Origin of the sequence: Acinetobacter lwoffii (genome assembly GCF_022967985.1) — a bacterium.
Lineage (GTDB): Bacteria > Pseudomonadota > Gammaproteobacteria > Pseudomonadales > Moraxellaceae > Acinetobacter.
In genome coordinates, this window is the sequence record NZ_JALJVC010000004.1 from 120,730 (window position 1) to 144,645 (window position 23,916).

A 23,916-nucleotide genomic window follows, 5' to 3' on the forward strand; every position below is an offset into this window, starting at 1 on the left:
ACACGTTCCTCAAATACGTCAAAATGATTGATGTAGAAAATATTTTCGCCGTGACGAAGTCACCGCATATTAGATTGCTCAGGAGGGTTTATCAATGCCTATCACCGTACATGCTTATACTTCTTTAGAAAATGACGAAGTGCGCAGCCAGCTTGAGCGACTGTATGACACCAGCCCGGAATTTAGCGACGGGGCAGATGCCATGGAACAACTAGAGCAAAACCTTGCACAGTATACCTCAGTTTATAGCGCAGAATTTAATAGCAAAATTATTGGGGCAATCTGGTGCACTGGACAGGGCGAAAGCCGCATTCTGGAAAATATCGTGGTACATCCGGCCAATCGCGGTCGTGGTGTGGCAGAAAGGCTGGTCAGCGAAGTCTGCCGCATGGAAGAAGAAAAAGGCGTGAAAAATTTCGTCCCAGGCTGTGGGGCCATTCATCGTTGTCTCGCCAATCTGGAAAAAATCTGAAGATAGAGCAATATCAAGCAGTCATTAGGCTGCTTTTTTATGTAAATAAGCGCTTAAATCTGTTTTATTGCTGAGGTCTTTGGTAAAAACTGTTCGATTTATGACTCAAATTCACGCGAGTTGATGGAAAAGTAAACATTTAACGAAAATTATTCTCTCTGCTCTTGACGATTTACAGCTGAAACTGTTTAATACGCGACATCGGCGTGATAGCTCAGTAGGTAGAGCAACGGATTGAAAATCCGTGTGTCCCCAGTTCGATCCTGGGTCTCGCCACCATATTTTAAAACGATTTCAAAGTTTTCAATCCCTGATCCCATCAGGGATTTTTTTTAGGCCAAAAATCAGCCACTCAAATATTTTTTTCATAATTTTGATTGACTAATGAGGCCAGATACGGCTTAATACACCGCATCGGCGTGATAGCTCAGTAGGTAGAGCAACGGATTGAAAATCCGTGTGTCCCCAGTTCGATCCTGGGTCTCGCCACCATATTCAAAAAATCCTCAAACTTGGTTTGGGGATTTTTTTTGCCTGTACCAAAGCTAGATCAGCATTCTTTTCTATTATTCAGTTGTTTCAATTTCTTCTTTTTCGACGTTTCCTGCCTTTTTATGCATCATTGACCGTTTATCAAACTTAACAATAGGCACTGGCATTATTTGTAAGATTTAGCTTTGACGCTTTCCCTTTTCCAAACGAGGGTGAAAATGATGAATCTCCTAACACCAATTAAACTCGGCTTTCTTACGGCCTGTACTGCTTTTAGCCTACCGATTTTAAGCTATGCTGCGCCTGCTGCTGATTCTGTCGTCTTGCCGACTCTGACTGTCATGGCGGAACCGGAACTGCGTGCCGTGACTGAAAAAATGTTGCCTTATCAGGAACAGAACAGCCAGCGTAAGGCTCTGCAAATGCGCCTGATGAAAATTGAACGTGAAATTCAGGCCTATAGCGTGGATGGCGACGTAGTCGCGAATATAGATGTGATGCGTGCACCTGCCGACCCTAATCTGGATAGCTTGCCTGTAGTGTTCCGTGAATATGTATTGGCCATCGCACAAGGCTTGCAGTCTTCAGACCCAAGAAATGGGGTATATGTATTGCTGCAACCTTTTGGAATTAACCGCGATGCCACCAATGTGAATATTGTTCGGGAACAATTCGATCCGAACCGGCTGAATCTGAGCCTGCCGTTTAATTCCCCATAATGTGCGCCTGTCGATCTAGATAACTTTGTTAAACGAGCTTATTAAATCTGCCATGCAACGAGATCGACAAAATAGTGTTCTGGGAAAGGGTAGCTTTGTGAGAGGAGCAATTTCTGTCTAAGCTAGACGTATTATTGGAAAAATCAAATGCCTTGAATTGTGTTTAAAAAATAAGCATAGTGGATGTAAATCAACAAGATCTGACTGACAGAGCTGGAGCGTATACATGTCGCGTGTTTTTATGATTGTAGCCGCTGTGACACTGGCAATTTTTATTGGGCTGTTTTATCAGAATTCGGTCCAGCAAAAACATCAGGCCGAGCTGCTCGAATATGAAACTGTGCTTGAAGAAAAAACCGAGAGTATTGCGCAGCAGGCACAGGACTGGTCTAAACCGATTCAGATTGAACTTGAGGATGACCGTCTGGATGGTGACTATGCCATCATGGCTGAATTTATGTTGGGGCAATTGCGCGACAGTGCCGAGGAACGAAATCAGTATCTACGCGACTTAAAAGCCGCCAACTGGCAGAATTTTCTGAATATTGACCGCTTGGCCAAGGATCAGGCACAAGGCTATAAAGAAACTGAAGCGATGCTCAAGCAAGTGCATCAAATTGTGAATAGCTATCAGCAGAAAATCCAGCAGCGTGATGCCGAGCTGATCGACAAGGCGCAGCAACTGGATATTAAAAACCGTTATCGCCAGCAACTAAGCCTGACCCTGAAAGACAGTCAGCAAAATAGTAATGCACATGTCATTTTTGAAATTGAAAAACAGACTCTGGCCAAGGCAGATGCCTTATTTGCAGTATTGAAAAAGCATAAATGGCAAAAGAAAAATAACACCTTTATGTTCTATGACGATAAAGCCGTGCAAGAGTTTAATGCGCTGTATAAAGAAATGCTGTTCCTCAATAAGCAGATGGAACGAGTTGCGAGCGCTAACCAGAAAGCGGTTGAAAACAAGTTGTAGCCTGATTTAGATGACAGGATTGCCATAGGACTGTCATCTGCTGTTCAAACTCACTTGCTAAATTGAAAGGGTCGCACAGATCACGACATAACATTTAAGCAGGTGAGTCATGCAAACAATTCAGGTTTTTGCTGATATTCAGCAGGTGTACGGTGAGTTTGTCGCAAATAAAACATGTCCAAAATTACAAAGGATGAATAACGGGGACAAGAACCGGTTGTTCTTGAATCAATATTTCACGCTGATCGAGGACTGGCACTATACCGAACAGATTGTGATTCAGTTCAATCAGCAGTATTTCAGTCTGGATCTGGGGAGCGCACCGGATTTTATGGATCAGGATAAATATATCAACTGGCTAAAGTCGGAACTGCTGCATTAATCGAATCGTCATATTCCTCGTTGATAGATAACCGAGCTGTCTCAAGAGAGGCAGCTTTTTTATTTTGATAGAAAACTGGTATTGATCTTGCTGTTGCATCGGCACAGCGCGAACAGGTGCTGATTCCAATTCCGATTTGAACAGGCTATGCTGAATTAATTACCGCTGCCAAAAGAATGACAGGCGGAGCATGGATGATATGGAGGGCAAAAATTATGCAACAGTTGATATGTTATAAGGAACTTCCAGTCTGGAACCAGCAGAGTATTCCTCAGGGCTTTAAGAATCAGCACAATACCAAAGCCGGCACCTGGGCGAAACTGACAGTATTAAAAGGTGAGCTGCATTTTGCCATGCTGGAAGAATCTGGCGCAGTGCAATCCGAGCATGTGTTTACACTAGAGCAGCAGCCGCCATTTATTGAGCCTGAGGCCTGGCACAAAATTGTTTCTGCCAGTGAAGATGTTGAATGTCAGCTACGTTTTTACTGCCGGCCTGAGGATTACTTCATCAAGAAATATCAGTTAAATCCTACCCATTCTGAAGTGCTGGCAGCGATGCCCTATTTAAAAGGTGGCTGTGCGCTGGACGTCGGCTGTGGTACAGGCCGTAATGCGCTTTATTTGAGTCAGAACGGCTTTAATGTCGATGCCTGGGATGTTAACGAAAACAGTTTGCAGACTTTAAGACAGATTGTGCAGACCGAGCAGATTGATCATATGCAGGTACAGCGCCGCGACCTTAACACGGATACCAGCATTGCAGGCCAATATGACTTTATCTACTGTACTGTAGTGATGATGTTCCTTGAGGCGAAAACCATTCCACCGCTCATTGCACAGATGCAGCAGGCGACCGTGCCGGGTGGCTATAATCTGATTGTCTGTGCCATGGATACGCCAGATATTCCGGCACAAGCCGATTTTCCATTTGCTTTTCAGCCGGGAGAATTGCGAGGATATTATGAGGGCTGGAATATTGTGAAATACAATGAAGATATCGGTGAGCTATACCGTGTCGATGCACAAGGTCAGCGGATTAAGCAGCATTTTGCCACCATGTTGGCGCAGAAGGCTGAATAGAAGATTGAGGATTTTTTTTAAATTATCGAATTTAAATGAAACCACCTAAAACAAAAAAAGATGTCAGGATGACATCTTTTTTTATGCTTAAAAAATCTTAAGCTGCTTTTTTAAACCAAGAGAACCAGCCTTTTTTCTCGGCTTTTACTTCTGCTTTTTCAGCAGCAGCGTCTTTGGTTTCTACTGCTTCAGTTTTTGCAGCTTCGACGTGTTGTTCTGCTGTAGCTTGAGCTGTTTCTACTTGAGTCGTTGCTTCTGTTTTTACTGCTTCAGCTTTAGTTTCAGCCGCTTGTTGAGTTGCAGTAACAGTCGCTTGAGTCGCTTCAACTTTCGGTTGTACAGGTGCAGCAGCTTCTTTGGCAACAGTTTGGGTTGTTTTGGTTACAACAGTTGCTGGCGCAACTTGAACTTCAGTTGCCATTGCAGATGCAGAAGTCGCTACGATTGCAGTTGCGATCATTGTTTTAAGCATGTTCATATAAACCCTTTTAAGGAAATAGGAAAAAAAGAGGCTTGATCATACATATATAAAATTTAAGTACTTCATAAATAGGATTTTATTGGTTGATTATTCAACTTAAATTACAAAGGGATAACATTTGAAAAAAATTGAGGTTTTTTTAATCGGATAAAAAGATCTATTTATTTAAAACTCCTTATTAAATTGTTTAATTATTGATTAATATAGAACTTAAATTACTAAAAATTTAAAACCTATGAGCACTAGATTAATTCAACATCTAAAAAATAAATGTGAGGCTGACGCTAATGTTGCCATTCTATATGCACAGTGGGAATTTGACCAAAAACTGGTTGGAAAAGCGTTAGAAAATATTGGTGGTTTCTATCCACATTTTAGTAATCACAATGCTTCGCACTCACAACAAATTCTTGTAAATATTGAGCGTATTTTAGGTGATGATGTAGATTTATTGAGTGCTACAGATACGTGGTTAATCCTTGAAGCAGCCTATTGGCATGATGTAGGCATGTTGGTTGATGCTAAAAATGCTAAAGAAGTGCATACCAATCCTGATTTTAATTTTATGATCCAAACGATCGCGAATGAAAAAGGGCATGACTTACAAAAATTTTGCCAAGCGTATGTGGAAAATAATTGGTTGTCAGCAATTGGAACTTTAGATCACCCTTTTGATGGAGTCGAAAAATATCGCCAATTGATTGCTGAGTGGTTTAGACGAGGTCATGACAAACGAGTGGGAAAATTAGTTGAAGACCCGTTTAAAGACTTAGGAATCACTTCACCTAGAACAGAGCTTCTTCCAAATCGAATCTATCGTTATTTAGGGCAAATTTGTGTCTCTCACGGTATGAATTTTAGTACTTTGATGGAGACTATTCCTTATAAACAAACAGGTTTGGGAACAGAAAATTGCCATCCAAGATTTATAGGGTGCTTGCTTCGTTTAGGGGATTTATTTGATTTAGATGACAATCGTTTTTGTCCCGTCATGGCAAAGCATGTCAGCAATATGCCTTCTGTCAGCAAACACCATCATGACAAGCATTTATCATTACGAGAGTTTCAACTTGATACACGAACAGTCAAGCTTGTTGCTGAGTGTCCAGATGAAATGTCTTATGTGGAAACTCAAAACTGGTTTGGTTGGATACGTGAAGAATTTCAAAATCAAATGTCACAATGGAATTTGATTGTTCCTGATTTAAAATTTGGTTCACTACCTACTATTGAACAACTAGATGTGCGTATGCAAGGTAATAGAGTTCTATTGAGTAATAAACCAATGAAATTTTCAATTGATGAAAGTAATGCATTGGAGATACTAGAGGGAAGTGGTTTATATAAGGATGATACAAATATTTATAGGGAGTTAATTCAAAATGCTATTGATGCCACCCTAATAAGGGTTTGGAATGATTCCGAAAAAGGAAAAATTAAATTTCCTAAAAATGCACATCCTTATGATGAAAATACACAAAATATTTTTAAAAATTATCCAATTAAATTGTCTTTTGAAAGATTAGAAATTATCGATGATAGTGATGATGCTTGGTGGGAATTTAAAATTGAAGATAAGGGGACAGGAATTAGTTTGCAAGACTTGAAATATATGCAAAAAGTAGCAGGTTCAAGTAAGAATATTGAGAAGCAAAAAATAATAAATAAGATGCCAAAGTGGATGAGACCTTCTGGACAGTTTGGTATTGGTTTACATAGTGCTTTCTTATTATTAAAAGAACTCAATGAAGATGATCAGAAAATAACTATTATTACAACAAATTCAATTGATTATAAAACTTATAAGATAGAGTTAAATTCTCCTCTGAACTCAAAAAAAGGATATTGTTTTATAGAAGAGATAAAAGAATCAAATGGTGATAGTGGTACAACTTTAAAACTAAAATTAAAAATTAAAAGGAGAGCTAGAAGCTATAGTTTTAATCACTCCAAATTATATAAATTTTTATATTCTAATCATGATCCGATAAGAGAGGAAATGTTTGATGTTTTTACGATCGCCACTCAAATCGAGAATATTAAAGAGAAAGTGTTGGAAAAAGTATGTTTTCCTTATGAATTTAATGATTTTTGGAAAATTAAAATAGATAATGTTTTTCCTTTACGTGAAATTGATTTAAAAAATTGTATATGGATAGAAAAATATAATCTTTATTTTTGTATCAATAATTCACACGAAGATGGTCTTAATGAGTTACGTAGTGATCTGAGAGGTGGTTTTAAAGGTCAAGATGTTGGACATATAAGATATTATGTAAAACCATTTGATATTTATCTAATGTTATATGGTTTTGATGCTAAGAATACATTACAGACAAACAGAAATGCTTGGAGTAATAACTTTGAAAAGAAGTTTATTGACGACAGATTTTTACATAAGATTTCTAAACATATAGTTGATAAATATAGATATGAATTAAAAAATATTTTGAATGATAATGAATTATTTGATTTGTTCGAGTTTTTTTTAAATGATGATGAGAGTAAAGTTTCTTGGAAAAATAGAAAAATTTTTGGGTCGGAATCTTTGTTAAATTATAAATATAAGAATGAGAAATGTAAGCTTTATGATAAAAGCTTTAATGAGCTTTTAAATTCAAATAAATTTAATATATATCATGTGGATAGTTTTATTAATTCTAGTTTTGACACATCTAAATTGTCAAAACATGATTTAGTCTTTCCTAGTAGCTTTAATAGTTTATTTAAAGCTGTTTTTGATCAAAATTGGATTGAGAAGGGAGGATTTGTATCGAATGAAAAAATTAATGGTTACGAAATTATTCGATATACAAAGGAAGAGTATGAGGGATTTACTGAAAATGAAATTAAAATAATAAACCAAATTAAAAATGCTATTCAATCTAATCGAAAGAGAATTAATTTTAATGAAGAATGGTTGGATGAAAAGTTCTTCGATGAGTTCAAGCCATTATTTACTAAATCAATTTTGGTTGAGAGATTAGTTGGACTGGAAAATTTAAAATTTAATCACTTAATTTTACCATTTTATATATGTTCCAATAATTTGGAAGCAGGTGAAAATATTAAAGTTGATTATTTAAATAATAATGAACTAACTAAATATACTTGGAAGGCAAGACATGAGAAATATGAAAATTTAAAATTTGAGGATTTTGTAGAATTATACAAAAAGTTGGAAGAAAAAATTAGAAAATTATTAGAAACGTTTCATCCAGATTGGATTCAGAAATAAAAAGAAACCCCGCATAAAGCGGGGTTTCTTTTTATCTAAGTATTTAAGAATTAAACACGTTCGATCACTGTGGCAATACCTTGACCTAGGCCGATACACATCGTCGCAAGACCGATTTGCGTATCTTGCTGTTCCATTACGTTTAGCAATGTCGTCGTGATACGCGCACCAGAACAACCCAATGGGTGACCCAATGCAATCGCGCCACCGTTATGGTTCACGATGTCTTGCTTATCATAAATGCCTAAGCCTTTAAGAACAGATAGACCTTGTGCAGCAAAGGCTTCGTTCAATTCAAAAGTCTGAATATCAGCAATTGACAGGCCAGCACGTTTCAACGCTTTTTGTGTTGCCGGAACTGGACCATAACCCATGATCGCAGCATCACAGCCCGCAACCGCCATAGAGCGAATTACAGCGCGTGGCTTAAGACCTAAAGCTTGAGCACGTTCAGCAGACATCAACAACATTGCAGAAGCGCCATCAGACAAGGCTGATGAAGTCGCTGCAGTTACTGTACCGCCTTTCGGATCGAACACTGGACGCAAAGATTTGAACGATTCAAGGTTCGCATCTGGACGGATCACTTCATCGATATCACACAGGATTTTGTAGCCATCTGCATTATGACCTTCAATGCCGACGATCTCATTCTGGAACAGACCGTTTTCAGTCGCAGCCCAGGCACGGCGATGTGATTCCACACCAAACGCATCCTGTTCTTCACGGCTAATGCCGTTCATACGACCCAGCATTTCAGCAGTCAGACCCATCATGTTCGACGCTTTAGCATAATGCTTAGACGCTTCAGGGTTCAGGTCGATGCCGTGCATCATTCCCACATGGCCCATGTGCTCAACACCACCGATGATGAAGATATCACCTTGGTTCGTTGCAATTTGCGCAGCCGCAGTGTGAATCGCCTGCATAGACGAGCCACAAAGACGGTTCACCGTTTGACCTGCAACAGTCTTCGGCAGGTCTGCAAGTAATGCGATATTACGGGCAATGTTCATACCTTGTTCTAGGGTTTGGTTCACACAGCCCCAGATTACGTCTTCAACTTCATGCGGGTCGAATTCGTTACGTACCAATAGGGCACGGACAAGCTCAGCAGACATCGAGTCGGCACGTACATTGCGGAACATACCGTTTTTGGTTTTACCCATTGCTGAACGTACGCCATCAACGATGACAACGTCACGTGGATTTAAAGTAGCCATTCACGTTGCTCCTTAACCGTAGAATTTTTTGTTGTTAGCAGCCATTTCGCGCAACATTTCTGGCGCTTCATAAGCTTTACCAAGGTGCGCATACTTATTGCAAAGCGCAACATACTCAGCTACACCAGTTTGATCGATGTAACGGCATGGACCACCACGGAATGGAGGGAAACCAACACCCATGATCATGGCCATATCTGCTTCAGCAGCAGTGGCTACAATGTTGTCTTCCAGGCAACGAACAGTTTCGTTACAGAAAGCCAGCATCATGCGATCAATGATTTCCTGAGCGTCAAATTCACGTTTTTCCGCAGTTGCAACAGAGGCCACAAGCTCATACGCAGTTGGATCAACCACTTTGGCTTTTTTGCCTTTACGGTCAAGTTCATACTTGTAGAAACCAACGTCGTTCTTTTGACCCAGACGGTTGTTTTCGTACATCACCTGAATCGAACCTTTGAAATCAGGTTTCATACGATCCGGGAAGCCTTCAGCCATCACTTCTGCACCGTGTACGCCAGTGTCGATACCGACAACGTCCATCAGGTAAGCAGGGCCCATTGGCCAGCCGAATTTTTCCATGACTTTATCGATTTGCTGGAAGTCAGCACCATCTTTCAGTAACAGGTCAAATGCACCGAAGTAAGGGAACAGTACGCGGTTTACCAGGAAGCCCGGGCAGTCATTCACTACGATTGGTGTTTTACCCATTTTCTGAGCAAGCACAACAGTCGTTGCAATCGCTTCAGCAGAAGTCTTCGCACCACGAATCACTTCAACCAGTGGCATCATATGTACCGGGTTAAAGAAGTGCATACCGACGAAGTTTTCAGGACGTTCCAGGTTTTCAGCCAGACGCGTGATTGAAATCGTAGAAGTATTAGATGCAATGATCGTGTTTTCACGAACTTTCGCTTCAGTTTCTTTCAGTACGATGCCTTTGACTTTTGGATTTTCAGTTACGGCTTCGATCACGATGTCCACTTCTTTAAACTCGTCATAGCTTAAAGTTGGACGGATGCGAGCAAGCGTTTCACCCATTTGAGCAGGCTTCATCTTCTTACGTTCAACTTGTTTGGTCAGTAAACCATTGGCTTCTTTCATACCCAAAGCAAGTTGCTGGTTACCGATGTCTTTCATGATGATCGGTGTGCCTTTGCTTGCCGCCTGGTAAGCAATACCGCCACCCATGATACCTGCGCCTAGAACAGCCGCCTGGTTCACTGGATGCGCACCTTTTTCATAGCGCTTCGAGGTTTTTTTCACGATCTGGTCATTCAGGAACAAACCGATCAAGGCACCTGCTTGTGGTGTGACTGCTGCTTTAGCAAAACCTTCAGCTTCCGCTTTCAGCGCGTCATCACGATGCAGGCTCGCACCCGCTTGAAGAGAATCAAGCAGTAATTTTGGTGCAGGGTATTGAGCTGGATTAGCTTTTGCCAGAACCATGCCTTTCGATGAGTTAAACGCCATCATCTGTTCGATCGGGCTGAGTTTAACTGGATCGAGTTTTTCCTGACGCTTGGTTTTCCAGTCTAAACGGCCATGAATCGCCTGTTTTACCAGATCAAGTGCAGCATCTTGTAGCTTGTCAGCAGGAACGACAGCATCGACTGCGCCGTCTTTCAGCGCAGCAGCTGGCTTCTTAGGATTGGCCATTGCCATCCATTCTACCGCGTTGTCGATACCGATCAGACGGCTTAAACGAACCGTACCACCGAAGCCCGGGAAGATACCCAGCTTGATTTCAGGTAGGCCCACTTGTGCCTGTTCTGACATGACACGGTAGTCACACACCAGGCACATTTCGAAACCGCCACCCAGTGCCATGCCATTAATTGCAGCCACTTTAGGAATGTCGAGGTCTTCGAAGCTGTTAAAAATTTCATGTACTGGCATTGCCCAGTCAACAATCGCTTGTTCACCCTGAGCAAAGTTGTCGCCGAATTCAGTGATATCAGCACCTACAATAAATGTAGATTTGCCTGAAGTCACAATCAGACCTTGAATATCGGCATGGGAGACGGCTTCGATAGCAGCCTTGAAATCTTCAATCGTTGCACGGTTGAATTTGTTAACGGACTCACCTTGTAAGTCAAAGCGGAATTCTGCAATCCCGTCCTCAAGCATTTGGACGGTAATGGCATTGCCAGCGTGGATCATGCCCTGATCTCCTTTATTTTGGAGGACTTCTAAGTTGATGTTGTGAAGCAAGTGCGCATGTCCCGCGCACTTTTTGACTTCGCTAATCTTACGATAACTATATCCAAAAAGAACATAACAAGTTGTATCAAGCCGTGACGCAATGGTCATCAATTTCTGCCAGACTGATCCGCCCCGCTATAACTTTTCCTTTCAGTTTTCTAAAAGAAGATGAACCAAAGATTTTGTTTCAATTCATTATTTTTTATCAATTAGCCTGATAGATATGGAGCAGGGTGACTGATTTTCAAGGTGCATTTCTAGCGGAATTTTGTCAATTCAGTCAATTTCTATCCTTGAACTTGCCATTTTTAGCCTCGAAGTATGCTGAGCGCAGGACTTTCAGGTCTTTGCTGATAGTATTTAATCAGCACAAATAACAGTGTATTAGATCATTTGAGTTACTGAACTTTTCTGATGAGATCGAAAATGGGAACGATCCTGTCGATGTGTGATTTAAAATAATTCCCATCCTGCCGGGTTGAATCCCTGTCATCTGCTATGGAATTGTTTATGATGATCTTGCACTTAGATATGGGGGATATCGATGCACGTATTTCGTTCTAAAAAAGACTGGTGGCTGCTGGCTTTTGTGATTTGTATGAGTGGCCTGTTGCTGCAACTACTGCTGACCATGCAGGCCAAAGGCACTATGCAGCAATATCCGCTGCACACTGCGGTTTATGTCCTGACTATTATCATTTTATGGTGGCCGCTGTGGAGTACGCGCTATGTGATGGACAATGGGGTGTTGACCATAAAAAGCCTGTGGTTAAGCTGGAAGATTCCGTTAAGTGAAATCCAATCCATTCAGCCCACAGACCACTCTATCATTGCGCCAGCCTTATCTTTAAAGCGTCTGCGGATTGACTATACTGATGCGGGCGTGCAGAAATTTATATTGGTTTCACCCAAAGATCAAACTGCTTTTATACAGGTGCTTCAGCCGAATAAAAACTGATATCGAGTCTGCCTTAGTTAAGCTTTTGCTTGCTCAGGCAGAACCACCAGCTGTCCATCGACACAGTCCAGATGCAGACTGAACTGCTCAGGCTGGTTTAAAAAATACAGCGCCAGAATCGGCTCCAGTTCGGTACGCATCTTGCGGCCCAAATGTCGGGCGCCGTAACGAATATCATGGTCCTGATAGAAATAGGCTTTGGCTGAAGCGCTTAAATGCACGCTGCGTTGCTGATGTTGCAAGCGCTTGTTCAGTTTATCCAGTTCAATTTCGACCAGACGTGGCAGGGCATCATGCTGTACCGCCTGATAATGCAGGCTGCGGTCAATCCGGTTCAGAAATTCAGGGTCGAATTTACGCTGCATGACTTTTTCAATGATGCGCTGGGTGGGAACGCGCTTCAGACACAGTGCCTGCATTTTCTCAGGCAGATAGCTGAGTTTGTCCAGATATTGCTGCGCCGCCTGTGCCCCGACATTGCTGGTCATAAAGATCATGCAGTTGCGAAAATCGATAGTTTTAGTGCCCGCTGTCAAGGTCAGCCGGCCAGTATCCAGCACGTTCATCAAGCCGCGAATCACTTCGTTACTGGCTTTTTCCAGCTCATCAAACAGCATGATGCCGGGACGGGTATGACTGCCGGCAATCGCAGTTTCATCAAACAGGCTGTGACCTTCCTTTGATCCCACATAACCGGGCGGTGCGCCGGTCAAAGCCGCCGCATAATGTTCCTGTGCCAGAGTATTCATATCAATCCGGCAAAAGGCATCCGGGCGGCCATAGATCGCATCGGCAATCAGACGCACGGTTTCTGTTTTACCGACGCCAGTAGGGCCCAGCATCAAGGTAACCGACAAAGGGCGATCCGGACTGGAAAAATCTGCCTTGACCACATGCAACATTTTTTCAATTTCATTCAGGGCTGCATCCTGCCCAATAATCCGTTCACGTAGCAGTTGCATTACCTTACTCGCTCGGCTCGAAATGAAAACGCGGTTTACCAATCAGGCGAGCACGTTCAGACGGGTGATGGGTGGAGGTGGAGGGTTGAACAATATGAATGCCCGATTGCTGTAGGGTCATGCGAATCATCTCAAAACTAGACTTTTTGAGCATAACAAAGTTAAAGGTTGAAACTTATAGCTTTTAACAATCAGTTTATGTCGTGAGGATTATAGATTGGGGGGATAACCCGACAGGAACTTTAAGATTAAGTGGCAGCTTCAGGGGAATTTTGTGTTTTTGCTTGAAAAGGACGCAACAATCATCACATATATCTGCAGATTGTAGGTGAAAAATAGGCTTTAGGTGAACGAAAACGCACGCCCCCATATTGAAAAAATCCTGGCGAATATGACCAGCCTGCCCGGGGTCTACCGGATGTATGGCAAAGACGGTGAATTATTGTATGTGGGTAAAGCCAAAAACCTGAAAAACCGGGTCTCCAGCTATTTTGTCAAAACGCTGGATCATCCCAAAACCCAGGCCTTGGTGGCACGGATTTATGATATCCAGACCCTGGTGGTACGTTCTGAAACTGAAGCCTTGTTGCTGGAACAGAACCTGATCAAGCTGCATCATCCGCCCTATAACATCATGCTGCGTGATGACAAATCTTATGTCTATATTTTTGTTTCGGCAGATAAACCCTATCCGCGTTTAGCCAGTGGGCGCGGCAAGGGCAAGCACCAGGTGGGCAAGTTTTTTGGACCTTATCCGAGTGCGTATACCGCCCGGGATACTCTGGTGGTGCTACAAAAACTGTTCAATGTGCGTTCCTGTGAAAACAGTTTTTTTGCCAACCGGACCCGGCCATGTCTGCAATACCAGATCAAACGCTGCTCTGCGCCCTGTGTCGGATTTATTTCTCCGGAAGACTATAAGGCAGATGTCGATAACTCGATCCGATTTTTGCAGGGCGATACCAAGGAGCTGAATCAGGAACTGATCGCAAAAATGGAAGCGGCCGCTGAAGCGCTGGAATTTGAAAAAGCGGTGTTCTATCGGGACCGGATGGCGCTGTTAAGGGATGTGCAGTCGCAGCAGGCGATCTATAAGCTCAAAGGCGAAGCGGATATCCTGTCGATTGCCTATCAGGCCGGTGTGACCTGTGTGCAGATCATGCATGTGCGCAACGGTAAAATGCTGGGTGGAAAAAGTTATTTCCCGGATATGCTTAGTGATGACCTGGGGCAAATGCTGGCCGATTTTATTGCCAATTTTTATTTTCAGGTAGCAGATGAAATCCCGGCTGAACTGATTGTCAATCTGGAAGTGGCTGATCGTAAGGAACTGGAAGCAGCACTGTCGCAGCATTTTGGCAAGAAAATCCAGATCAAGTCCAAAGTCCGCGAAACCCGGGCCGAATGGCTGGAACTGGCGCAGATGAATGTACAGCACGCGATTCAGGGCAAGCTGGCCAATCATATAGAATTAAATGAGCGTTTTCATCAGCTGGAGCAGGTGGTCGGCCGTCCTGTAGACCGGATCGAGTGCTTCGATATTTCACATACCATGGGCGAAGATACCGTGGCGTCCTGTGTGGTCTTTGACAGTGGTGGTGCGCGCAAGCGTGATTATCGCCAGTTTTCCATTCATGATATTCAGGCGGGCGATGACTATGCCGCCATGCGTCAGGCGCTGACCCGTCGTTATAAAAAAGCCCTATTGCCGGACCTGCTGTTGATTGATGGTGGCAAGGGGCAATTGCACATGGCGATGGAAGTCATGCAGGAACTGGGACTGGATGCCTTTATGGTCGGTGTGTCCAAAGGTGAGGGACGTAAGCCCGGTCTGGAAACCCTGCACTTTACCGATGGCAGTAAAATTCAATTACCGGAGGATCATAAGGCGCTGCATCTGATTCAGCAGGTACGTGATGAAGCACACCGCTTTGCGATTACCAAGCATCGTGCCAAACGCGATAAAAAGCGTGGTTCATCAGTGCTGGAAGTTATTCCGGGGCTCGGACCAAAACGCCGTCGGGATTTGCTGACCCATTTTGGCGGGATTCAGGGCGTACTGAAAGCCTCAGAACGAGATCTGCAACTGGTACCGGGACTGGGTTCAGTCATGGCCCGGATGATTTATAAAGTGCTGCATGAATGACGCGTGGCTTAAATGCAAGGGCCAAAGTGCGCATTGACGCTTGGGTCACGTGACATTCACAACCTGAAGAATTTTGCCGAATATACTGAGCATCAAGACTTACTGAGGGATCAACATGTCTTTGCATGCACTTTATGCACAAATTGCCGAACAGGAATGGGTAGAGTTTCCACAGGGATGGTTACAGGGTCGTACTCTGTATGGTGGTCTGGCTGCCGCGATGATGATGCAAAAAGCCGTCACTCACATCAATGATCCGGCCAAGCATTTGCTGAGTTGCAGTGTGACCTTTGTCGGCCCGATTCAGCAAGCCAAAGTACGACTGAGTGCCGAAATCCTGCGGCAAGGCAAGTCAGTGACCACGATTGAAGTGCGCTTATGGCAGGACGACGCGGTGCAAAGTATTCTGATTGCCAGTTTCGGTATTTCCCGTGATTCAGAGATTCAGGTACAGCAACAAGCTCAAGCACCTGACTATGCTGTGCCAGAGCAGCTGTTTCAGATTCCTGCGGGTTATGGCATGCCAGACTGTTATGACCATTTCGAAGTAGCCTGGGCGGATATCAATCTGCCTTGTAGTGCCAGTCCTCGTCCGGACTTTGGTGGCTGGTGCCGATTTCATCCTGAAAAGCATCACAATCGTGAATTTTTGGTCGCCGACCTGATGGCCATCTTTGATATCTGGCCACCCGGGGTGTTACCGATGTTTAAAAACATGGCACCTGCGAGTAGTCTGACCTGGACAGTGACCTATGTGCATCCGGTTCAACATCAATTGCATGATTGGTTTAAATATAAAGTATTTACCGACTATGCTGCGGATGGTTATGCGACGGAGCATGCCTATCTCTGGGATGCCGAAAATCGCCTGATTGCGATGGCAAGACAAACAGTGACGGTGTTTGCCTAGTGACACTGCAAGTCAATTCGTATAAAGTGAAGCCTATTAATGATGGATCAAACCTCTAAAAAAGTGTGCATTTTCATCGTACATGAGGGGAACAATTGGCGGTGTCTATGACTACAGGTCGTATCCTGAATATTCCAAATATCTTGACCTTGGCGCGTATCGCTCTTATTCCGGTATTTCTATTGGTGGCTTACTGGCCGCCTGCAATGGGCTTTGATGCTCATAACCCCGACATGACGCGGCATATAATTTTAACCACGATCTTTGTGGTGGCTGCGGTCACGGATTGGTTTGATGGCTATCTGGCACGTACATTAAACCAGACTTCTGCTTTTGGACGTTTTCTCGACCCAGTTGCAGATAAATTGATGGTCGCAGCTGCACTGATTGTGCTGGTGCAATGGCAGCCTTCCATGTCGATGGCTTTTGCTGCGATTGTGATTATTTCGCGTGAAATTACTGTGTCAGCCTTACGTGAGTGGATGGCAGAGTTGGGTGCACGGACCAATGTTGCGGTTTCAACGGTGGGGAAATACAAAACTGCTTTCCAGATGATCGCCATCACCGTATTTCTGTTAAATTGGCCACCGCTGGAAATGCTGGCGTATGCCTTGCTATACACCGCAGTGGTACTCACCTTATGGTCGATGTTCATTTATCTGAAAGCGGCTTGGCCATATCTGAAACAGCCTTAATCGAAATGAAAAGAGAAGCTCCTTGAAAGGGGGCTTTTTTTATGCGCTTAAATTATCAAGCCAATCGGCAAATTGCAGGCAAAAAAATACCCAGCCTTTGGGGGAAGAACTGGGATGAAATCGGGGTATTTGTTGCTTATTATTATAGTTATTCAAAGATATCTCATCTTCTTAGGGATCATTATAGAGAGACAGTTTTTTTTAATCATGTGGCTTCTTGTAGCAGAATGTTGTGTTTTGTGATTACTCTGTATATTGCTTTTACAATCTATTATTTTGATACAAATCTGAATGTTTTTCAGCAGGATAGTGGCTGACTAGATAAACGAAATAGAATAAGTAAAAATCTGTTTTTGTGCTCTAAGTGTGAGTTAGTAAGATTTGCTAGAATTAGTCAAAAAATCCTCTGAGATAGGGGATAGATTTATGCCTACGCGGACTTCATTCTTGTTTTGTGTAAAAAAGAAAGGCAGGGCTTTAATGTGAAAAGTTCCTGCATTGGGAGCTCTTCACATTCAAAACTACCCGCTTCGCTGGTCTTGAGTAATGTTTAGAACAACACATAAAAAAGAATCCCCAAAGTTGGAGATTCTTTTAGATTAAAGCCTACGCGCGCTTTCAGCGCTTGTCTTGCGTAATTTTTAAAGCAACGCTTTAAAAATTACTCAGGCTTCAGCCCTTCGGCTTTTTCCAGAGATGCATCATTGTTAAAGAACTTTTCACGCTGTTCTTCAAGAAACTTTTTCGCATCTGCTTCAAACACATTCAAACGCTTTTCATTAATCAGCGTAGTTTGGTGTTTTAGCCATTCCTGCCAAGCCTGTTTAGACACGGTGTCAAACAGTTCCTGACCCTTTGGTCCCGGGAATGGAGCAAAGTCTAAACCTTCCATTTCTTGTTGATACTTACGGCAAAATACTTGTCGAGACATATCGGTCTTCCTTAAGCGTAAAGATTTTCTAGGCGAGTGTAAGCACGTGCAATCGCAGCTTCCACCTGAGCAGGTGCAGTACCACCAATGTGATTACGGGCATTCACCGAAGCTTCAAGGGTTAAGGCTTTTTCAAATACGTCTGCCTGAATCAGGTCAGAGAACTGTTGCAGTTGTTCGAGTGTCAATTCAGACAGGTCTTTAGATTCTTGTACACCGAGTGCAACCGCTTTACCTACAATCTCGTGCGCATCACGGAATGCCACGCCGTTTTTCACCAAGTAATCTGCCAGGTCAGTCGCAGTTGAGAAACCACGCAGCGCTGCTTCGCGCATTTCAGCAATGTTTGGAACCAGTGCAGGAATCATGTCGGCAAATGCCATCAATGAACCACGAACTGTATCGATCGCATCGAACAATGGCTCTTTATCTTCCTGATTGTCTTTGTTATAGGCTAGAGGCTGGCCTTTCATTAAAGTCAGCAGACTCATCAAATCGCCATAGACACGGCCGGTTTTACCACGTACCAGTTCAGGTACATCCGGGTTTTTCTTCTGCGGCATGATGGAAGAACCAGTACAGAAACGATCCGGAATATTCACAAATTTGAATTGCGCAGACGTCCATAGAATCAGTTCTTCAGACATACGTGATAAATGCATCATGATTAAAGATGCAGCGGCATTAAATTCAATTGCGAAATCACGATCCGATACTGCATCTAAAGAGTTTTCAGCAACTGCTTCAAAACCTAACAGTTCAGCGGTATAGGCGCGTTCAATCGGGTAAGTCGTTCCCGCAAGTGCAGCAGAACCGAGTGGCATACGGTTGACACGCTTACGGCAATCAATCAGACGCTCTGAATCACGTACCAACATTTCAAACCAGGCCATTAAATGGTGACCAAAAGTCACTGGCTGAGCGGTTTGCAAGTGGGTGAAGCCTGGCATGATGGTGTCGGTGTTTTTAGCTGCCAGACTTAAAATCCCTTTTTGTAATTTTTTCAGTAATTCCAGGATGCCATCGATTTCATCGCGCACATAAAGACGGATATCTGTCGCCACCTGGTCATTACGGCTACGGCCGGTATGCAGTTTTTTGCCGGTAATGCCGATACGCTGAGTCAGGCGTGACTCAATGTTCATGTGTACATCTTCTAAATCAATGCGCCATTCGAAGTTGCCTGCTTCAATATCAGCTTGAATCGCTGTCAGACCTTCAATAATGTCATCGCGTTCTTGCGTGGTCAGTACGCCCACTTTTGCCAGCATGGTTGCATGGGCAATCGAGCCTGCAATATCTTGTTTATAAAAACGTTGGTCAAATTGAACAGATGCTGTAAATTCAGCAACAAAAGCATCAGTCGCTTCAGAGAAACGACCGCCCCACATACCCGAAGTCTGGGCGTGTGATGGATTAGAGGAATTAGAAGATGTGGTCATGTCGGCTCAATCAGATTAAAAGCAGTAGAACGAAAAAGAGTATAACAAATTCAAAGCCCATTGCCGAAGTCACATCTGCTCAATCTTTTACATCGATAAACGAACAGACGCAAAATTCCTATTTTTTTAGCCAGATCGGCAATCTACGCTATTTGCTGGAACTGTTTGCTGGCGGCAATATTCTGGCCATGATTCTGGCGCTTGCAGAAGCGCAATCCTGGCAGGCTTTGAATGGAATGCACCTGCTGCAATATATCCTGTATATCAACTGGGTACTGTTATGTTTTGCAGCACTGGTCGAGCTGTTCCATCAAGCCTTTCAACGTATGGGAATCAAACTGGCTTTGATTTCTGGATTTCTGCTGTTACAGGCAATTGTACTGCTCACTACGGTGAACCTGAATATCTTGATATATTTTGGACAGAATTTTAATTTTCAGGATTTAAACCTGGCGATTGCGCTGGATCGGGTCGGACTCCATTTAAGTCTGGGAATTTTGCTGGGAACTTTCTGTTTTCGCTATCTTTATTTGCGTGAGCAATGGGAGCAGCAGCAGCATAGTGAGTTGAATGCTAGGATTCAGGCCATGCAGGCACGGATTCAGCCGCATTTTTTGTTTAACAGCATGAACAGTGTGATCAGCCTGATCAGTATCAATCCGGATAAAGCCGAGCACATGCTGCTGAATTTGTCACGGTTATTTCGTGCCAGTTTTCAGGAATTAAAACTGGTCAGCCTGCAGGAGGAAATTGATCTGTGCCAGCGCTATCTGGAGATTGAGCAGATCCGTCTAGGTGAGCGTTTGCAGGTCGAATGGAAGTTAGAAAACAAAGACTTATACTCACAAGTTCAAATTCCATTATTAACTTTACAACCCTTGCTAGAAAATAGTATTTTCCATGGAGTTGAAAAAATTCTTACAAAGAGTACCATAAGCATATTGGTTGAAATATTGCAAAATCAAATTAATATCATCATAACCAACCCTTATGCACAGGATAATAAAACTTTAAAAAAGGGGCATGGTATTGCAATAGAAAATGTCAGACAACGTCTGCAAGCTTATTATGGACCCAGTGTGACTTTTCAAACCTTTGCCGGCGAAGGGATGTTTACGACGGTAGTGCGATATCAATATAAATAAAAATAAATCAAAGAAATCGCAGTTAGCTTTATCATTCATCTGATGATGTTAACTGGGTAAGGAGGAGAAATGGACATCCTGATTTGTGATGATGAGCCTTTGGCCGTCGAGCGTTTATCACGTTTGGTCTCTCAACTGGGGCATGATGTGGTGGCGACAGCAAGCCATGGCCGTCAAGCGATTGATCTGGCTCACCAATACGAACCCGATGTCATCCTATTAGATATTCAAATGCCTGAAATGAACGGACTGGCTTGTGCGCAACATTTGCGTCAACTGGATCCAATGCCGGCCATTGTCTTTTGTACGGCCTATGACCAACATGCGCTGGATGCATTTAAATCAAATGCCGAAGGCTACTTACTTAAACCGGTGATGCAACAGGAATTGGCACAGGTTTTAGAGCACTTAACTAAACTTACCCAAGCTCAAATGAGCCAACTAAAACAAAAAGAAAATATGGAAGAAATCAATATCAGCCGCCAGCAGATTGCGGCAAAGACCTATCGTGGTGTCGAATTGGTGCCAGTTGAAAATATCTATTATTTTCTGGCGGATCAGAAATATGTCACTGTGCGTCATAAAAACGGCAGTGTATTGATTGATGAAACCTTAAAGGAGTTAGAGCAGGAGTTTGGGAACCAGTTTATCCGGATTCATCGTAATGCCTTGATCTCGGTGCATTATCTGGATGGTCTGGAAGTGGTGAGTTCTGGTCAGTATCAGGTACGTTGTCGTGAGCTGGACGATCGTTTGGCGGTTAGTCGGCGACATTTACCGTTTTTACGAGATCGGATTCAAAAGCTTTAGCAGAGGATGAATGAGAGCATTCAGTTGAAACTTGTATAAATTCACTTGCATTTTCAAGTGAGCAGGTTAAGTTTAGACTATTGTTCTCATTTACTGTTATTGAAATTTATGAAGACCCTAAAAATTGCAACTCGACAAAGTCCACTTGCGCTTTGGCAAGCGGAACATATCCGTGCGCGCCTACAAGATTTGCACGCTGGTTTGCAGGTCGAGTTAGTCACTTTTGTTACACAGGGCGATAAAATTCTAGATACACCACTGGCTAAAATTGGTGGAAAAGGACTGTTTGTAAAAGAATTAGAAGCCGCTTTACTGGATGGTCGTGCGGATCTGGCCGTGCATTCCATGAAAGATGTCCCGATGGCCTTGCCCAAAGGTCTGAGTCTGGCAGTGATCTGTGAACGTGAAGATCCCTTAGATGCCTTTGTGTCGAATACCTACACTAGTTTTGAAGAATTACCACAAGGCGCCAAAGTCGGAACCTCAAGCTTGCGCCGTAAAACTCAGATTTTAAAACAGCGTCCAGATCTGGATATTATCGATTTACGCGGTAATGTCGGCACGCGCTTGTCCAAACTGGATGCAGGCCATTATGATGCGATTATTCTGGCCAGTGCCGGTTTAAAACGCTTGGGTCTGGCAGAACGTATTCGTCATACTCTGATTCCTGAAATCAGTCTACCGGCCGTGGGTCAAGGTGCGCTAGGTTTGGAATGCCGTACTCATGATCAGCCAGTGCTGGACTTGATTCAGCCACTCCTGCATGCAGATACAAATGCATGCGTACGTGCTGAACGTGCTTTTAATGCCTATTTAGAAGGCGGATGTCAGGTACCGATTGCCGGTTATGCCACGCTCAAAGAGGGTGTGATTTCAATCGAAGGCCGTGTAGGCAGTGTCGATGGAACGGTTTTGCTCCGGGCACAGCACACTGGAAAAATGGCAGATGCAGAGCAATTGGGTGTGAAGCTGGCAAAAGACTTGCTTGATCAAGGTGCTGGCGAGTTGCTGAAAGCACTCTATTCACACTGATGTTATTGATTAATACCCGCCCCAGTGATCGTGCTGCAGGCTTGACTCAACAGTTACAGGCAGCACAGGTGTCTGTTCTGCAATTGCCCTTGCTCGAACTGCATGCCATGCCTTATTCCGATGAGCTGTCGAGTTTGTATCAGCAGCTGGAGCAAGCACAGATTATTGTGGTGGTCAGTCCGACGGCCGCCCAGATTGGCATGCAATATTTACAACAGTCGGGAGTCGCGCTCTCGACTTTGGCACAGGTGCATTGGGTGGCAGTGGGTAAGGCTACTGAACAGGCACTAGCGAGCTATGGCATTCATAGTCATGTGCCTGAGGTCGAAACTTCGGAAGGCATGCTGCAATTGCCTGTGTTGAAGCAACTGGCTTCTGGCTCAGGTGTAGCCTTCTGGCGCGGAGAAGGCGGTCGTCAATTTATGATGGATCATTTACGTGCCAGCAATATTAAAGTTTTAAACTTTATTTTGTACCGGCGGCAATGTCCTGAAACGACGGCAACGATTTTGGCAGAGAATTTGGCGCTGCTTAAGACACAGCAGCGTTTTGCAGTGCTGATCACCAGTGAGGCAAGCTGGTTAAACTGGCTGGCACTTATGCAGGATGATGCAGAGTTCATGCAGCACGTCTGTTATTTGGTTTTGGGGCCACGTTTGGCCACTATTCTTGGGGAATATCAACAGCAGCATCAGGCAAGTTTTCAATTCGTAAAAATCGATGATTTAGACGCAAATACGATCTTGCAGAAAATGGGGCTGATATTAGGGAACGCATGAAGAAACTATTCATTGTATTGTTCATCTTAAGTTTGTCATGGCTGGTCAAGCTCAGCTACGACCTTCATGTTCTGAATACAGCACAGACTGAATTTAATCAAAGCATTAATCAGTTACAGCAGCAAAATGCCAATCTCAATGATCAGTTTGTGGCTTTAAAACGCCAGATTTCTGCTCAGCAGGAAAGTGCTGGAGCTACTTCAGCGAAAGCGTCAGTAAATGAAGCGGCAACTGATGCACCGCAAAATGATATTGTCTTGGTGCAGCAACATCTGGATCTGATCGAATTTGCACTGCAACAGCAACAATACGCCACTGCGATTGAGAAATTAAATCAGTTATCCAATGAGCTGGATGATTATATTTTAGCGCCTGCCTTGGTCAGTAGTTTGCAGCAAGTAATTGCAAAAGATCAGGACATGCTGAAAAAATTCGTGAACAGCCGATTAGTGCAGCAAAATAAAGTAAAAGAAGTTTTGGTGCAGATGGATACTGAAATTGAAAAAGAAATTCAGACACCATATCGTCAGCGTCCAGAAACTCAACGCTCTTTCTGGCAGCGCTGGGTTCAGATTGAATCCGCAGATCAGCCAAGCATAGTCTTGATGCAACGGCATCTGGTACTGAAAGAGGCCCAATTGCGCTTGCTCATCGCACAAAATACCTTGCAAAAAGACCAATCCGTCGCTTTTCAGCAAGCACTGAATGCCGTGATTGAAGTCTTGGAGCAATTGCCGGATGCACAGAGCCAAAAATGGATTCAGCAATTGAATCAAATCAAGGCCACCCCGATTACTCCGATTCCATTATTAAACACACGCACCCTAGTGGGCTAA

Annotated in this window: 21 protein-coding genes, 2 tRNA genes and 1 pseudogene; 18 read left to right on the forward strand and 6 right to left on the reverse strand. The window is 43.4% G+C overall.

Annotated features, from left to right (window positions below; translation table 11 throughout):
• Nucleotides 1-94: 94 nt before the first annotated feature.
• The 7 genes from MWG72_RS04235 (at nt 95) to tehB (ending at nt 4,123) form a co-directional block, all read left to right on the forward strand.
• Nucleotides 95-472 carry a GNAT family N-acetyltransferase gene (locus MWG72_RS04235; RefSeq protein WP_004278652.1) on the forward strand — a complete coding sequence of 126 codons (378 nt, stop codon included), beginning with the start codon at nt 95-97 and terminating at the stop codon, nt 470-472.
• A 203-nt stretch (nt 473-675) separates the two neighbouring features.
• Nucleotides 676-751, forward strand: a tRNA-Phe gene (locus MWG72_RS04240).
• Nucleotides 752-888: 137 nt separating this feature from the next.
• Nucleotides 889-964, forward strand: a tRNA-Phe gene (locus MWG72_RS04245).
• Nucleotides 965-1,185: 221 nt separating this feature from the next.
• On the forward strand, nt 1,186-1,683 hold the full coding sequence (locus tag MWG72_RS04250; RefSeq protein ID WP_247143296.1) for a hypothetical protein: 498 nt from the start codon (nt 1,186-1,188) through the stop codon (nt 1,681-1,683).
• A gap of 226 nt (nt 1,684-1,909) precedes the next feature.
• Nucleotides 1,910-2,659, forward strand: a complete 750-nt coding sequence (locus MWG72_RS04255; RefSeq protein ID WP_004647293.1) for a hypothetical protein — start codon at nt 1,910-1,912, stop codon at nt 2,657-2,659.
• Between the two features lie 109 nt (nt 2,660-2,768).
• The gene (locus tag MWG72_RS04260; protein WP_004647294.1) at nt 2,769-3,041 is read left to right on the forward strand and encodes a hypothetical protein; all 273 of its coding nucleotides are present in this window, start codon (nt 2,769-2,771) and stop codon (nt 3,039-3,041) included.
• 215 nt (nt 3,042-3,256) lie between these two features.
• Nucleotides 3,257-4,123, forward strand: a complete 867-nt coding sequence (gene tehB, locus MWG72_RS04265; RefSeq protein WP_247143297.1) for an SAM-dependent methyltransferase TehB — start codon at nt 3,257-3,259, stop codon at nt 4,121-4,123.
• Between the two features lie 97 nt (nt 4,124-4,220).
• Here the strand turns inward: tehB and MWG72_RS04270 are convergent, their stop codons facing one another.
• Nucleotides 4,221-4,601: a hypothetical protein gene (locus MWG72_RS04270; protein WP_247143298.1), complete on the reverse strand. Its 381-nt coding sequence runs from the start codon at nt 4,599-4,601 to the stop codon at nt 4,221-4,223.
• Nucleotides 4,602-4,839: 238 nt separating this feature from the next.
• Between MWG72_RS04270 and MWG72_RS04275 the strand changes: the two genes are divergently transcribed.
• A complete protein-coding gene (locus tag MWG72_RS04275; protein WP_247143299.1) occupies nt 4,840-7,842 on the forward strand; it encodes an HD domain-containing protein in 3,003 nt (1,000 codons plus the stop codon).
• 50 nt (nt 7,843-7,892) lie between these two features.
• Here the strand turns inward: MWG72_RS04275 and fadA are convergent, their stop codons facing one another.
• On the reverse strand, nt 7,893-9,065 hold the full coding sequence (gene fadA, locus MWG72_RS04280; RefSeq protein WP_004729264.1) for an acetyl-CoA C-acyltransferase FadA: 1,173 nt from the start codon (nt 9,063-9,065) through the stop codon (nt 7,893-7,895).
• Nucleotides 9,066-9,077: 12 nt separating this feature from the next.
• Nucleotides 9,078-11,228, reverse strand: coding sequence for a fatty acid oxidation complex subunit alpha FadB (gene fadB, locus MWG72_RS04285; RefSeq protein ID WP_247143300.1), 2,151 nt, complete (start codon nt 11,226-11,228; stop codon nt 9,078-9,080).
• A gap of 586 nt (nt 11,229-11,814) precedes the next feature.
• Here fadB and MWG72_RS04290 point away from each other — a divergent pair.
• Entirely contained in the window at nt 11,815-12,228 is a 414-nt protein-coding gene (locus MWG72_RS04290; RefSeq protein ID WP_005105414.1) for a PH domain-containing protein, read from the forward strand.
• Between the two features lie 17 nt (nt 12,229-12,245).
• Here the strand turns inward: MWG72_RS04290 and MWG72_RS04295 are convergent.
• Nucleotides 12,246-13,311: pseudogene (locus tag MWG72_RS04295) on the reverse strand (AAA family ATPase).
• A gap of 225 nt (nt 13,312-13,536) precedes the next feature.
• On the opposite strand from MWG72_RS04295, the gene uvrC reads away from it, so the two are divergent.
• The 4 genes from uvrC to MWG72_RS04315 all read left to right on the forward strand — a co-directional run bounded on the left by uvrC (nt 13,537) and on the right by MWG72_RS04315 (nt 17,258).
• A complete protein-coding gene (gene uvrC, locus MWG72_RS04300) occupies nt 13,537-15,336 on the forward strand; it encodes an excinuclease ABC subunit UvrC (RefSeq protein ID WP_004647300.1) in 1,800 nt (599 codons plus the stop codon).
• Between the two features lie 115 nt (nt 15,337-15,451).
• Nucleotides 15,452-16,246, forward strand: a complete 795-nt coding sequence (locus MWG72_RS04305) for a thioesterase family protein (protein ID WP_219308148.1) — start codon at nt 15,452-15,454, stop codon at nt 16,244-16,246.
• A 107-nt stretch (nt 16,247-16,353) separates the two neighbouring features.
• Nucleotides 16,354-16,941, forward strand: a complete 588-nt coding sequence (pgsA, locus tag MWG72_RS04310; RefSeq protein ID WP_016806864.1) for a CDP-diacylglycerol--glycerol-3-phosphate 3-phosphatidyltransferase — start codon at nt 16,354-16,356, stop codon at nt 16,939-16,941.
• Between the two features lie 41 nt (nt 16,942-16,982).
• A complete protein-coding gene (locus MWG72_RS04315; protein ID WP_180076505.1) occupies nt 16,983-17,258 on the forward strand; it encodes a hypothetical protein in 276 nt (91 codons plus the stop codon).
• Between the two features lie 344 nt (nt 17,259-17,602).
• On the opposite strand, the gene MWG72_RS04320 is transcribed toward MWG72_RS04315, so the two are convergent.
• Entirely contained in the window at nt 17,603-17,872 is a 270-nt protein-coding gene (locus tag MWG72_RS04320; RefSeq protein WP_071852118.1) for an oxidative damage protection protein, read from the reverse strand.
• 11 nt (nt 17,873-17,883) lie between these two features.
• Complete coding sequence (gene argH / locus MWG72_RS04325; RefSeq protein ID WP_171260809.1) at nt 17,884-19,314, reverse strand: argininosuccinate lyase; 1,431 nt, start codon at nt 19,312-19,314, stop codon at nt 17,884-17,886.
• On the opposite strand from argH, the gene MWG72_RS04330 reads away from it, so the two are divergent.
• The 5 genes from MWG72_RS04330 to MWG72_RS04350 all read left to right on the forward strand — a co-directional run bounded on the left by MWG72_RS04330 (nt 19,305) and on the right by MWG72_RS04350 (nt 23,916).
• Nucleotides 19,305-20,459, forward strand: a complete 1,155-nt coding sequence (locus MWG72_RS04330) for a sensor histidine kinase (protein ID WP_005245810.1) — start codon at nt 19,305-19,307, stop codon at nt 20,457-20,459. The two genes, argH and MWG72_RS04330, sit on opposite strands and share 10 nt — an antisense overlap.
• Before the next feature lie 69 nt (nt 20,460-20,528).
• Nucleotides 20,529-21,269 carry a LytR/AlgR family response regulator transcription factor gene (locus MWG72_RS04335; RefSeq protein ID WP_247143301.1) on the forward strand — a complete coding sequence of 247 codons (741 nt, stop codon included), beginning with the start codon at nt 20,529-20,531 and terminating at the stop codon, nt 21,267-21,269.
• Nucleotides 21,270-21,377: 108 nt separating this feature from the next.
• Nucleotides 21,378-22,301: a hydroxymethylbilane synthase gene (gene hemC, locus MWG72_RS04340; RefSeq protein WP_247143302.1), complete on the forward strand. Its 924-nt coding sequence runs from the start codon at nt 21,378-21,380 to the stop codon at nt 22,299-22,301.
• Nucleotides 22,301-23,080, forward strand: a complete 780-nt coding sequence (locus MWG72_RS04345; protein WP_247143303.1) for a uroporphyrinogen-III synthase — start codon at nt 22,301-22,303, stop codon at nt 23,078-23,080. The genes hemC and MWG72_RS04345 overlap by 1 nt, the downstream gene beginning before the upstream one ends.
• Nucleotides 23,077-23,916: a hypothetical protein gene (locus MWG72_RS04350; protein ID WP_247143304.1), complete on the forward strand. Its 840-nt coding sequence runs from the start codon at nt 23,077-23,079 to the stop codon at nt 23,914-23,916. Before MWG72_RS04345 ends, MWG72_RS04350 begins: the two co-directional genes overlap by 4 nt.